This window comes from Acidobacteriota bacterium (assembly GCA_030774055.1).
Lineage (GTDB): Bacteria > Acidobacteriota > Terriglobia > Terriglobales > Acidobacteriaceae > JACPNR01.
Genome location: JALYLW010000033.1, coordinates 1 through 12806, shown reverse-complemented (window position 1 = coordinate 12806; position 12806 = coordinate 1). Strand labels below are relative to the sequence as shown.

9 protein-coding genes are annotated in these 12806 nt (G+C 64.3%); 4 read left to right on the top strand and 5 right to left on the bottom strand.

Annotated elements, in window-relative coordinates:
• Positions 1–116: 116 nt before the first annotated feature.
• Complete coding sequence (locus M3P27_02535) at positions 117–1184, bottom strand: cation diffusion facilitator family transporter (protein MDP9267187.1); 1068 nt, start codon at positions 1182–1184, stop codon at positions 117–119.
• Between the two features lie 233 nt (positions 1185–1417).
• Here M3P27_02535 and M3P27_02530 point away from each other — a divergent pair, with 233 nt between their 5' ends.
• The gene (locus M3P27_02530; protein ID MDP9267186.1) at positions 1418–3652 is read left to right on the top strand and encodes a TonB-dependent receptor; all 2235 of its coding nucleotides are present in this window, start codon (positions 1418–1420) and stop codon (positions 3650–3652) included.
• A gap of 118 nt (positions 3653–3770) precedes the next feature.
• Here M3P27_02530 and ald read toward each other — a convergent pair whose 3' ends face one another.
• The 4 genes from ald to M3P27_02510 all read right to left on the bottom strand — a co-directional run bounded on the left by ald (position 3771) and on the right by M3P27_02510 (position 8844).
• Positions 3771–4886, bottom strand: a complete 1116-nt coding sequence (gene ald / locus M3P27_02525; protein ID MDP9267185.1) for an alanine dehydrogenase — start codon at positions 4884–4886, stop codon at positions 3771–3773.
• Positions 4887–4919: 33 nt separating this feature from the next.
• Positions 4920–6413, bottom strand: coding sequence for an aldehyde dehydrogenase family protein (locus M3P27_02520; GenBank protein ID MDP9267184.1), 1494 nt, complete (start codon positions 6411–6413; stop codon positions 4920–4922).
• A gap of 157 nt (positions 6414–6570) precedes the next feature.
• The gene (locus M3P27_02515; GenBank protein MDP9267183.1) at positions 6571–6795 is read right to left on the bottom strand and encodes a hypothetical protein; all 225 of its coding nucleotides are present in this window, start codon (positions 6793–6795) and stop codon (positions 6571–6573) included.
• Positions 6796–6921: 126 nt separating this feature from the next.
• A complete protein-coding gene (locus M3P27_02510) occupies positions 6922–8844 on the bottom strand; it encodes a polysaccharide biosynthesis protein (GenBank protein MDP9267182.1) in 1923 nt (640 codons plus the stop codon).
• A gap of 331 nt (positions 8845–9175) precedes the next feature.
• Between M3P27_02510 and M3P27_02505 the strand changes: the two genes are divergently transcribed.
• From M3P27_02505 to mreC, 3 genes are all read left to right on the top strand, one after another.
• Complete coding sequence (locus M3P27_02505; protein MDP9267181.1) at positions 9176–10417, top strand: FecR domain-containing protein; 1242 nt, start codon at positions 9176–9178, stop codon at positions 10415–10417.
• Positions 10418–10616: 199 nt separating this feature from the next.
• Positions 10617–11669 (top strand): rod shape-determining protein, encoded by a 1053-nt coding sequence (locus M3P27_02500; protein MDP9267180.1) that lies wholly within the window; start codon positions 10617–10619, stop codon positions 11667–11669.
• Between the two features lie 103 nt (positions 11670–11772).
• Positions 11773–12806, top strand: a 1034-nt coding sequence (gene mreC / locus M3P27_02495) for a rod shape-determining protein MreC (protein MDP9267179.1), incomplete at its 3' end; no start/stop codon positions are given.

Here is a 12806-nt window from a genome sequence, read left to right as displayed (position 1 = left end):
ACGTGCAGGAACCCGAGAGTGTGAAGGATGGTATGTCGCTGCTGGTTTGCCGTCAAGGAAACACGAAAGAAAAATCCAGTGGGCCTTAAGAGCACCACGGCGCCGCTTACACACGGTCAGTGGTGCTCGTGACCGGCAGGGTGATCATGACGATCATCCGCTGCGAAGTGGTGGTGTTCCCCGGAGGCGCCGACGGCGTCAATGTGCACGGTGGCGCGCGCGAGGAAGTTCAAGTGCTGGAGGAGCTGCTGATGCACTGCGGTCGCGATCCCATGGGCTTCGGCAACGGTCTTCTCCGGCGCGACCGCGAGATTCAACTCCGCCAGAAGCTGATGACCGAGCCAGCGGGCGCGCACCTCCGTGACCTCCTGCACGCCCTCCACGTGACGCGCCGCATGCCGCAGCTCCTCGAGCACGTGCGGGTCTACGCCGTCCAGGGCGCGCACCAGGACTTCCTTCGCGCTCTGCCACACGATCACTAGGATCGCGGCCGTGATCAGCAGGCCGATGATCGGGTCGGCCTTCGGATACCCGAAGTGGACGCCCAGAGCGCCGACCAGCACTGCCAGGCTGGTCCATCCGTCGGTGCGAGCGTGATAGCCGTCCGCGATGAGGGCTGCGCTTCCGATCGCTTTGCCGACCTTGATGCGGAAGATCGCGACCCATTCATTGCCGGCAAATCCGATGACGGAAGCGGCGATCACTGCGCCAAGGTGCGTAACCGGCTCAGGATGGACCAAGCGCCTCACCGATTCATATCCCGCCACCACAGCGCTCGCCAGGATGATGAGCACGACCATAATGCCGGCGAAGTCCTCGAAGCGGCCGTAGCCGTAACTGAAACGCTCGGTCGGCTTTTTCTTCGCGAACAGGAACGCTATCCCGAGAGGAATGGCAGTGCCTGCATCACCGAAATTGTGGATCGTGTCGGCCAGCAGTCCGATGCTGTTCGAGAGCAGCACGATGGCCAACTGGAACGCGGCGGCGGTGAATAGGATCACGAATGACCACTTGACCGCCCAGATGCCGCGGTCGGAGGCAGCGATCGAAGGGTCGATGCCGGCATGACTGTGGCCATGGGGTCCGCCGCGGCCGTGTTCGCGGGCTTCGGGCGCATGGTGCGGGCGCTCGTCCGCGTGGTCGTGTGCGTGGTCGCCGTGGGAGTGAGACCCGGATTTGCTCATGAGAGCAGCCATCCTTCGGGAGTGAGGAAATGAAGATCGCTGGCGTGCCGCGATTATCGCACGCAGCCCACAGCAGGCGCGCCCCGCGATATACTTCTGAGTCTCTGCCGTACTGACCTTTGCCAAGTGAGGCCAGCGTGCGCCAACGAACGTTCTTCCTTACGGTTGCAGTCCTGTTCCTGATTGTCGCGCTTGCAGGGGCGCAGACCCAAACCTCTACCATCAGCGGAATCGTGACCGACGCGCAGGGCACAGCCGTCGCGGGCGCGAAGGTCGCGTTGCGGGCGCACGGCACTGACCGCATGACCACCACCACCGACAGCAGCGGCCACTTCGAATTCGCCGCCGTCGAGGCCGGCAAGTGGGAGATCCATGTGGAGTCTCCGCGCCTGATGCCGGTCGAGTATGAACTCACGGTGAAGGCGGGCGCACCGCTGCAAGTGGAGATTGTGCAGCCCGACCGGCGCACCATCGAGCAGCGGGTGGAGGTGACCGCGACACGGCTGCCGGAGGATCCGGATCTGGTCCCGGCGCCGATCGAAGTGTTCAGCGGCGACGAGCTACGGGCGCGCGGCGCGCGCGACTTGAGCGGCGCGCTGGCGCTCGCCACCGGAGTGGCCATCGCCTCCGGCGGCGATGGCGGGCCGGCGAGCGCGGTGCCGGAATTCTGGGGACTGAAGGAGTTTGACGCCTTCCTGCTGCTGGTGGACGGTGTGCCGTGGGGAGGCGCGTTCAATCCCGCGCTCACCGCGCTCAACTTCAGCGACGTGGAGCGCGTGGAAGTGATGCGCGGACCGGCAGCGGTGACCTACGGCGCCACCTCGTTCGTGGGCGTGATCAACGTGGTGCACCAGTCTCCCGACTCAGCGGAGCGCAGCCTCACGCTGCGGGGCGGCAGTCACGGCAGCGGCGGAGGCAGCTTCTCCACCCCGCTGCCGCTGTGGGGCGAGTGGAAGTCGCGGCTGACGATCGAGGGCGAGCGCGAAGGCTTCAGCGACGAGCGCACGTCGTTCGTCCGGAGCCACGCGTTGTGGCGCATCCAGCGCAAGTGGGACGCCGAGCATCGTTTCTGGATCACGGGAGACTTGAACTGGCTCGATCAGGATCCGGCCAGCCCGCGCGTGCGCGATGGAGCGGCGCTCTCACCGCTCACGCCGGTGGACTCGAACTACAACCCCGCGGGCGCGTTCCTGAACGACCATCGCGGCACGGTGATGGTTGGGTTCGACCGTCCCGCCGGCCAGGATTGGCACTGGTACATGACCGGCTCGGTCTCGCACGCGCGGCAAGAAGGCTTCCGCGGCTTCCTGCTCGAGCTCGACAACGTGCCCGACAATGCGCACGGGGTGCGCGAGAACATCCAGCTCACCGACGTTTACTTTGACACGCACTGGACGCGGCGCTTCCCGCGCGGCGTCACCTTCATCTTCGGGACCGATTATCTGCACGGCAGCGGCAACGCGCAGGGCGCGGACTTCGATTACACCGTGCCGCTGAGCGCAGCGAAGACGCTCGTGCCGCAGCCCGCCGGCCTCGACTTCCACATCGACGATCGCCGCGACTTCTTCGGACCGTACGCTTCGATGGAGTGGAGTCCGTTCGAGCGCCTGCGCATCGACGCCGGCATCCGCCTGAACCTCACGCACGAGAGCCAGATGATCGTGGATGGCGGCGCGGGCGAGTCCTTTACCGCCGCGCTGTCGGATGTGCGTGCCGGCGCCAACGTGGGCGCAACCTTCACCGCGTGGCAGAGCGGGCAGGATGACGTCCATCTTTACGCCACCTACCGCGACACCTTCAAGCCCGCCGCCATCGATTTTGGCATCGGGGAGAATGAGGGCGGTGATCGCATCCTGAAGCCGGAAACCTCGCGCAGCGTGGAAGGCGGATTGAAGGGCCGCTTCTTCGACCGCCGGCTCGAGCTCGAAGCTTCCGGATTCCTGATGGACTTCAACAACCTGGTGACGGCAACCATCGTGGGCGGCGTGCCCGGCCTGATCAATGCCGGCAGCGAACGCTTCAAGGGTTTCGAGACGGGCGGCGCGCTCTTCCTGCGACACGACGTCTTTGCGCGTGCGAGCTACAGCTATCACGACGCGCGCTTCACCGACTTGCTGTTCGATTTCGGCGGCGGCCCGGTGCAGCTGGCAGGGAAGCGCCTGGAGATGTCCCCGCACAACCTGGCGTCGTTCGGCCTGGTTTACGCGCCGGACAAGGGATTTCTCGGAGGCGTCACGTTGAACTACACCGGCGAACGCTTCCTCAACAAGCGCAATACGGCGCCGGCAGAAGGCTTTGCGACGGTGGATCTGAGTGCGGGATATCGCACGCCCAAGTGGGAGCTGCGCGTGGATGCGAGGAACCTGGGCGACCGGCGCGATCCGGTGGCGGAGAGCGAGCTGGGCGACGCGCAGTATTACCTGATGCCGGGCCGGCGTGTAGATGGGACGTTGCGGCTGCGTTTCTAAAGTGTATCGTGCTACGAACGACGTACGAACGGCCGCCTGAAAGAGTGGCCGTTTTTGTTGGGGAGAGCAAAGGTGGGGCCGGCGGCCCCATCTGCCCATCATTTCCTTATGGCAGGCTTCATTTCAGCAGCTCGCTGACCGCCTTCCACGGTTTCTTCTGCGATTCGGCGACGGCGGCGTAGGTGATGTGTCCTTTATATGTGTTCACGCCTTCCTTGAGCCCGGGGTCGGACGCTATGGCCTTCTGCGGGCCGAGCTGGGCGAGCTTCATCACATAAGGATAAGTCGCGTTGGTAAGGCCGAGTGTGGAGGTATGCGGCACCGCCGCGGGCATGTTGGTGACGCAGTAGTGCACCACCCCGTACTCGACGTAAGCGGGGTTGGAGTGCGTGGTCGGCCGCGCGGTCTCGATGCAGCCGCCCTGGTCGATGGCAACGTCCACGATGACGGCGCCTTCCTTCATGCCCTTGACCATCTCGCGGGTGACGAGCTTGGGCGCCGAGGCGCCCGGGATGAGCACGCCGCCGATGACGAGGTCGGCATGCTGTGTCGCCTTGGTGATGGTGTAGGCGTTGGACGCGACGGTGTAGAGGCGTCCGTTGAAGATGTCGTCGAGCTCGCGCAGGCGGTTGAGGTTAACGTCGATGATGGTGACGATGGCGCCCATGCCGAGCGCGATCTTGGCCGCGTTGGTGCCCACCACGCCGCCGCCGATGATGGCGACCTGCGCCGGCGGCACTCCCGGGACGCCGCCCAGTAGCACGCCGCGTCCACCTTTTTCCTTCTCGAGATAAGAAGCGCCGACCTGCACTGACATGCGTCCCGCAACTTCGGACATGGGCGTGAGCAGCGGCAGCCCGCCCGTCTTGTCGCGGATGGTCTCGTAAGCGATGCCGGTGACATTGCCTTTGAGCAGCGCGTCGGTGAGCTTGGGCAGCGGCGCCAGGTGCAGATAAGTGAAGAGCGTGAGCCCGTCGCGCAGGTACTGGTACTCGCTCTCGATCGGCTCTTTGACCTTCACCACCAGGTTGGCTTTGGTCCAAACATCGGCGGCGGAGGCGGCGATGGTGGCGCCGGCTTTCTGGTAGTCGGCGTCGGGCATAGAGCTGAGCACGCCCGCCTTACTTTCGACCACGACCTGGTGGCCGGCATCGACGAGCGCCTTCACGCCGGAGGGCACGATGCCCACGCGCGACTCGTGGTCCTTCACTTCCTTGGGAACTCCGATGATCATGGCTCTCCGCTCTCTGGCGTGACTCGAGATTTGTTATTCGCCGGTATCGATCTGCGCCCGCTGCAAGCGGTCGGAGTAATCGACGTAGACCGCCTTCCACTGCGTATAGAAATCGATGGCGCCGATGCCGCCCTCGCGATGTCCGTTGCCGGTGGACTTCACGCCGCCGAAAGGCAGGTGGACCTCGGCGCCGATGGTGGGCGCGTTCACATAGGTGATGCCGGCATTGAGGTCGCGGATCGCAAGGTAGGCTTGGTTGATGTCGCGCGTGTAGATCGAGGTGGAGAGTCCATAGACGACGGAGTTGGAGTAAGCGATGGCCTGCTCGAACGAATCGGCGGCCACCATGCTCAGCACCGGACCGAAGATCTCCTCTTGCGCGATGCGGGCCTTGTGGTCGACGTCCACGAACACGGTGGGCTCGTGGAAGAATCCGCGGCCCAGGTCGCCGGACTGCAGGCGATTGCCGCCGACCAGCACCTTCGCGCCCTCACCCTTGCCCACGGCAACGTATTTCTCCGTGGTCTCGACCTGCTGCTGGTTGATCTGCGGGCCGACCTCCACGGATTCGTCGAGACCGTTGCCGACCTTGAGCGCCTGGGCGCGGCGCGCGACCTTTTCAGCGAGCTGGCCATAGATCGGCTTGGTCGCGATGACCCGGCTGGCCGCGGTGCAACGTTGCCCGGTGGTGCCGAACGCGCCCCACAGGATGCCCTCGACGGCCAGATCGAGGTGGGCGTCTTCGAGCACGATGATGGCGTTCTTGCCGCCCATCTCGAGCGAGCAGGGTTTGAAAGTGCGCGCGGCGATCTCGCCGACGAGGCGGCCGACCTCGCTCGAGCCGGTGAAGCTGAGGGCGCGGACGTCGGGATGCTCGACGATGGGCTGGCCCACTTCCGGACCGAACCCGGTCACGATGTTGACCACACCCTGGGGCAGGCCGGCGTCCAGCAGCGTGCGGACGAGGTTGTAGGTGGAGAGGGGCGTGTCCTCCGCCGGCTTGATCACGCAAGTGTTGCCGCAGACCAGCGCCGGGAAAAGCTTCCACGAAGGGATGGCCATGGGGAAGTTCCACGGCGTGATCATGCCGCAGACCCCGATGGGCATGCGGATCGCCATCGCGGATTTGTTGGGCAGCTCGGAGGGTGTGGTCACGCCGTAAAGACGGCGGCCCTCGCCGGCCATGAAATAGGCGGTGTCGATGGCTTCCTGGACGTCGCCGCGCGTCTCCTTGAGGACTTTGCCCATCTCGCGCGTCATGTCGCGCGCATACTCTTCCTTGCGCTGCTCGAGCAACTGGCCACAGCGATAGATGATCTCGGCGCGGCGCGGGGCGGGCACGAGGCGCCACTTCTCGTAAGCCAGCTTGGCGGCGGCGACGGCGTCGTCCACGTCGTGGGTATTGGAGCGCTGGAAGATGCCGACGACGTCATGGGTGTCGGCGGGGTTCAGGTTCTCGTAGGTCTGTCCGGAGCGGGCATCGACCCACTCGCCTTCGATCAGGTTCTTGAAAAGCTTTGCAGCCATGCGGACGGTCAAGTCCTTTCGGAGAAGGAAAACTATTCATCGTATCGCATGGGCTGGTTTGCGAAAAGCGGCATGCGAAGAGCGGGATGCAGAAAGGGGCAGGCAAAAAGTGGCGAGTGGGAGCGCGAGAGGGAGGGACGCGGAGCGATGGCCGAGCTTAGGCGAGACGGGAGAGGAAAGCGGCCCACAGGCCGAGCGAGCTGCCGGCAACCGCGAGGGAGAGCAGGATGGGCTTCCAGTTGGCGAGGCGATGGCGCAAGTAGACGCGCCACTCGCAGAGCATGCCAACGTGGCGCTGCGGGATGGTGATGCCCGGCGTTAGCCTACGGCGACGGTCGGGCGCGGGGAGGAGCAGCGGGTGCGCGATCGAGTGTAGAGCCATACACTCTTGAATGCAGTCCTGTGGCCAATGTCTTTACGCTGCAAACACAGGGTTTGCAGCTGGCTGCGGGCGTCAGGGGAGGGGCGATTCCCGGAACGGAATCCCGAAAGGGGACCAGAGGTTGCCCTAGTCGTTCGCCGCGGCGGCTGCGCCCCGCGACTCGCGCACGTAGCCGGTAGGCAGTTCGCGCAGCAGGGTGCGGACGAGATCGTCATCGCCTTCGCGCGCGGCGTGCTCGAGCCGCGAAAGGGCTTCGATGAATCCGGTGGAAGGCGGCGAAGCCTTCACCGCCATCACGCGCGGGAAGGCGGTCTTTGCGACCTCGGCGTCGGCGGGCCAGAGTTGCTCGTGCAGCTTCTCGCCCGGACGCCTGCCCATGATGCGGATAGGAATATCGATCTCCGGACGCAGCCCCGACATCTCGATGAGCTTGCGGGCGAGGTTCATGATGCGCATGGGATCGCCCATGTCGAGCATGTAAACGTCGCCATCGGAACCGAGCGTGACCGCCTGCAGCACGAGCTGCACCGCTTCCGGGATGGTCATGAAATAACGCGTCATGTTCTCGTCGGTGATGGTGACCGGCTGGCCGGCGGCGATCTGCTTGAGGAAGATGGGGACCACGCTGCCGCGCGAGCCGACCACGTTGCCGAAGCGGACGCAGGCCATGCGCGTGCCGCTCGCGACTGCCGATTGCACGAACAGTTCCGCCACGCGCTTGGTGGCGCCCATCACGCTCGACGGGTGCACCGCCTTGTCGGTGGAGATCATGAGAAAGCGCTCGCTGCCGGAGTGTTGCGCGATCTCCGCCAGGATGCGCGTGCCGCTCACGTTGTTGAGCACGGCTTCCGAACAATTGTGCTCCATCACGGGCACGTGCTTGTACGCGGCGGCGTGCAGCACGATGTGCGGGAGGTATTGCGCGAACAGGCGCTGGATGCGATCGCGGTCGCGGATGTCGGCGACCACGGGAGCGAGCGGGCAAGCGTCGTCCTCGCTCAACTCGCGATGGATCTCGAAGATGGAGTTCTCATCCTGATCGAGCAGGATGAGCTGGCGCACGGGCAGGTGGGCGACCTGGCGAGCGAGTTCAGCGCCGATGGAGCCGCCGGCGCCGGTGACCAGCACCACGCGATCGCGGAAGGCGGCGACGACTTCGGGACGCGCGGGCGCGACCGTGGCGGCGGCGTGATGCAGGAATGCGCTTTCCGGGCTGGTGGTGGCGGAGATGCGGACCTCGCCGCGCAGCACGTTCTGGGCGGTGGGCAGGAGGCGGACGTCGACCCCGAACTCGGTGGCGGTGGAGACCATGTCGCCGAGGGAAGCGATGCCGGCGTCGGCGATGAGCACCACGTCGATGGCATGGGAAGAGAGCAGGCGGGCGAGCGCGGCGGGTTCATCCATCACCGGGAAGCCGCCGATGCGCAGGCCGTGCACGTCGGCCTGGGGCGCGAGCAGGCCGATGATCTGGAGGTCGGTGTAAGCGCTCATGCGGCGCAGCGCTTCGGCGAGCGTATCGGGAGCGCCGACCACGAGCGCGCGCAGGCGCTTGCCGGAAGCGCGGGCGGCCTCGAAGGTGACGCGCCGGATCACGCGCGCCATGGTGGCGAAGGCGAGGTAAAGCATGTACTCGATGGCGATGACGCTCAAGGGGATGGCGGCTGCCCAGGAATCGAAGCCGACACGCATGATGGCCATGATCAGGGTGGCCGGCAGCGCGGTCGCCGCGAGCATGAAAGCATCGCGCATGTTGAAGTAGCGCCAGATGCGGTCGTAGCCGCCGGTGGCGAACATCAGCGAGGGGCGCAGCAGCGGAAGCAGCAGTGTCCAGGCCCAGAGCGTGGCCAGATGCGAGACGGGGATCTGGCCGTCGAAGCGCAAGCCGTAAGCCATCCAGAGGGAGAAAGCGGAGAGCAATCCGTCTATGACCAGCTGATTGGCGCGGCTGAAGACCGCCTCCGGCAAGCGGTCGATGGCGGTGCTCACGCGCACCAGTCCGTTGCCGGCAAATCCGGTACGAAAATCGGGTTCGGCCGGTATGCGTTCCACGCTACCCAATGAAGGTTCTCCTGTGGCCAGACGGCTGCCGGGCGGTTAGCTCGATCAAGTTCGTTGATGTTCTCATCTGCGACTGCACGATTCGGTTGGCGAAACTGGGAGTACTTGGGGAGCCACAGTCTCTCAGAAGCGTGGCTTAGTTGCAATCCCCAATATGGGACGGGAAGGACTTTGTTGGCACCATGCAAGTAACGGGGACGACTGAGGTTATTCGCCTATTCGCCGCCTCATGGAGGCTGTGGTAGTCTCTCGTCAACCCTAAGAGGGCCAGGGCCTTTCCGTGCCTCCAAATAAGCAACAATCAGATCTCCACATCTCGTGGATGACGATCACGTATCGGAGCGTGTTCTTCGGCATCCTCTTACTGCTCGTGCTCGCCGGCGTAGTGATGTACTTCGCTTTTCCGGAGCCGACAAAAGCGGGCATGGATAAGGTGGGGAGCTGGTTCACTCCGATCATCGACAAGTGGGCGGGGCGCGACGCCAACAAGAAGCCGGTCAAGGGCGGGCAGCAGGACGCACACTTCACCAACATCGACGGCACGGTGAAGGTAAAGAAAGCGAACAGCAACAGTTGGGTGACGGCGGACTACAACGTACCGCTGGAAAAAGGCGACATCATCCGCACCGACTCCGAAGGCATCGCGAAGATCGTGTTCGGCGACGGCACCAACTACACGGTGAAGCAGGATTCGCTGATCGTGGTGGAAGAGAACTCCACCAACGAATCGCAGCAGACAAAAGTCGCGGTGCAGGTCACCACCGGCACGGTGGACCTGACGACGGCGAATCTGGTAGCGGGATCGAGGTCGGAGGTGACGGTGGCGGGCGCCACCGCGGTCTTCGGGCCGCAATCCTCGGCGCACGTGCTCAATGATCCCCGCACCGACAGTCACGAGATCATGCTGACCAAGGGCGCGGGCGAAGTGAAACGCGGCACCGAGACGGTGTCGCTGGGCAGTTATGAGCGGGTCTCGTTCAAGAACGATTCCCAGTTCATGAGCAAGACCAAAGAGATCGGCCCGCCCACGCTGATCACACCGGCGAACATGATGCCGATATTCGTGAGCGGCAAGCAGACCAGCGTGTCGTTCTCCTGGACGCCGGTGGACAACGTCGCCACCTACCACCTGCGCGTCTCGAAGAATCCCTATTTCTCATCCACGGTGCTCGACCGCAAGCTCGCGCACGCCGAACTGGCGGTGAACGGGATGCCCGAGGGCGCCTACTACTGGGTGGTGACGGCGATGGACGCCAAGGGGAAGGAGTCGATCGAGAGCGAGAAAAACCGCTTCACCGTGATCCCCAAGGGCGCGGCGGACGTTCCCATGGTGCTGGAGCTCGACGACTTCGTGCAACAGGGGCACGTGCTCATCATCAAGGGGAAGACGGAGCCGGGAGCCCGGGTGATGGTGAACGGGCAGGAAGTGCCCAGCGTGCAGGAAGACGGGACGTTCACCTACTACACGCCGCAGCTGCCGACCAACGAGAACGTGATCACGGTGACGGCGCAGAACGCCAAGGGCGGGGTGGCGACGCAGACCAAAAGGGTAATCATCCAGTAAGAATTACACGGCGCCACATCGTTCGGATGTCGATAAGTACTACGATTAGTACTACAATCAAGTACAACGTAGGTCACTCCGACCGGCGCCGTTCCCGAGAAACAGGCGAAGAGAAGTCGCAAGCAGCAGTCCGCACGGGCGCGCGGAGTTGGTGACCGCACGGCGGAACTCGATCCAGGAAGAAGACTGAAAGACCGACATGTCAGGCAACGGTAATTCCCGCGTCCACAATCTGCGCTCCATCTTCAGCGCATTTTCCAGCGATCTGGCGATCGACCTGGGAACGGCGAACACGCTGGTCTACGCGAAGGGCAAAGGCATTGTGGTGAACGAGCCTTCGATCGTCGCCATCAACAAGACCACCGGCGAGGTGGAAGCGGTCGGCAAGGAAGCCAAAGAGATGCTCGGGCGCACGCCCGGAAACATCGTGGCCATCAAGCCGATGAAAGACGGCGTGATCGCCGACTTCAAAGTGACCGAGAAGATGTTGAACTACTTCATCCAGAAGGCGCACAACCGGAAGATGCTGGTGCATCCGCGCATCGTGATCGGCGTGCCTTCCGAGATCACGCAGGTGGAAAAGCGCGCGGTCATGGACTCCGCCTACCGCGCGAAGGCGAGCGAAGTGCATCTGGTGGAGCAGGCGATGGTGGCGGCGATCGGCGCCGGGCTGCCCATCACCGAGCCGAGCGGCAACATGGTGGTCGATATCGGCGGCGGCACCACCGACATCGCGGTGATCTCGCTGAGCGGCATCGTGTATTCGCGCTCCGTCCGCATGGCCGGCAACCAGATGGACGAAGCCATCATGAATTACCTGAAGCGCAAGTACAACCTGCTGATCGGCGAGCGCACGGCGGAGCAGATCAAGATCGAGATCGGCAGCGCGTATCCGCTGGACAAGCCGTTGACCATGGAGATCAAGGGACGCAACCTGATCGAGGGCGTGCCCAAGACCATCACGGTGGACGATAGCGAGATCCGTGAAGCGCTTTCCGAGTGCGTGGGCACCATCATGAACGCGATCCGCGTGGCGCTGGAGCGCACGCCGCCCGAACTCTCGGCCGACATCTCGGACCGCGGCATCGTGCTCACTGGCGGCGGCGCGCTGCTCAAGAACCTCGACAAGCGCATCCGTGAAGAGACGGGATTGCCGGTCTCGATCGCCGACGATCCGCTGTGCTCGGTGGTGCTGGGCACGGGCAAGATGCTGAGCGACTTCAAACTCTTGCGCAAGATCTCGATCGAGTAGGCGACCCTGCGTCGCAGGCGACCGGCAAAGTCCCAAGTTTCCAGTTTCGAGTTTCAAAAGCCGATCGCTGGAAACTTGAAACTCGAAACTCGAAACTGCCGCCATGGAGAACCTGTTCGTCCGCCATCGCAACGCCACCATCCTGGTGGCGATGCTCTTTGCGCAGATCCTTGGCCTGGCGGTGCAGGTCAAGCGCGCCGATCCCACCCAGCCCGACAAGAAAGCGCCGCTCATCCGGGTGTGGGTGATGAGCGTGATCACGCCCATCGAGAAGCTCGTGGTCGCGAGCGGCCACGGCGTGCGCGACACGTGGAACGACTACGTGAACCTGCGCGGCGTGCGCCAGGAGAACCGCGACCTGAAGGCGCAGCTCGAGCGCATGCGCATCGAGCAGGTGCGCATGCAGGAAGACGCGGCACAGGGCAAGAGACTGCAGGCCGTGCTCAAGTTCAAGGAGCAGTTCATCTCGCAGACGGTGGCGGCGCAGGTGATCGGTTCGAGCGGCAGCGAGCAATCGCGCGTCATATATATAGATAAGGGTTCGAACGACGGCCTGGCGCAGGACATGTCCGTGATCACACCGGACGGTGTGGTGGGGAAGATCGTCCGCGTGCTGGGGTCGACCGCGCAGGTGCTGCTGATCACCGATCCGGCCTGGGGCGTGGGTGGCGTGCTGGAGAAGAGCAGGCTGCAGGGCATCGCGAAAGGCACGCCCAGCGGCGACTTGAAGTTCTCGAACATCCTGGCGGATGAAAAGGTCGAACCGGGCGAACGCGTGCTGACCTCGGGCGGCGATCGCATCTTTCCCAAAGGCCTGCCGCTGGCGACCGTCAGCGAATTGCTCAAGCGCGAAGACATGTTCCTGAACATCCGGCTGACTCCGGCGACGAACCTCAACCGGCTGGAAGAAGTCCTGGTCATCACCAAGATCGAAGAGCGCGCGCCCACGCCGGAAGACCTGGCCAATGGTCCGGTGCGCGCTGCGGACGTGCTCGCGCAACGGCTGCCCAGCGTGAAGAAGCCGGAAGTACCGGTGGTGACGACGGGCGGCACAGCGCCGGCGTCGGGCGGCTCGGCGCCGAAGCCGGCCGTGAAGAAGCCGCAGGCGCCGGCGGCGTCTCCCGCGGCGACTACAGG

Excerpts from the sequence above, each read along its gene's own strand:
- M3P27_02500 (MDP9267180.1), top strand. The coding sequence starts at position 10,617 with ATGTCAGGCAACGGTAATTCCCGCGTCCACAATCTGCGCTCCATCTTC.
- M3P27_02515 (MDP9267183.1), bottom strand. The coding sequence starts at position 6,795 with ATGGCTCTACACTCGATCGCGCACCCGCTGCTCCTCCCCGCGCCCGAC.
- M3P27_02505 (MDP9267181.1), top strand. The coding sequence starts at position 9,176 with ATGACGATCACGTATCGGAGCGTGTTCTTCGGCATCCTCTTACTGCTC.
- M3P27_02535 (MDP9267187.1), bottom strand. The coding sequence starts at position 1,184 with ATGAGCAAATCCGGGTCTCACTCCCACGGCGACCACGCACACGACCAC.
- ald (MDP9267185.1), bottom strand. The coding sequence starts at position 4,886 with ATGATCATCGGAGTTCCCAAGGAAGTGAAGGACCACGAGTCGCGCGTG.
- M3P27_02520 (MDP9267184.1), bottom strand. The coding sequence starts at position 6,413 with ATGGCTGCAAAGCTTTTCAAGAACCTGATCGAAGGCGAGTGGGTCGAT.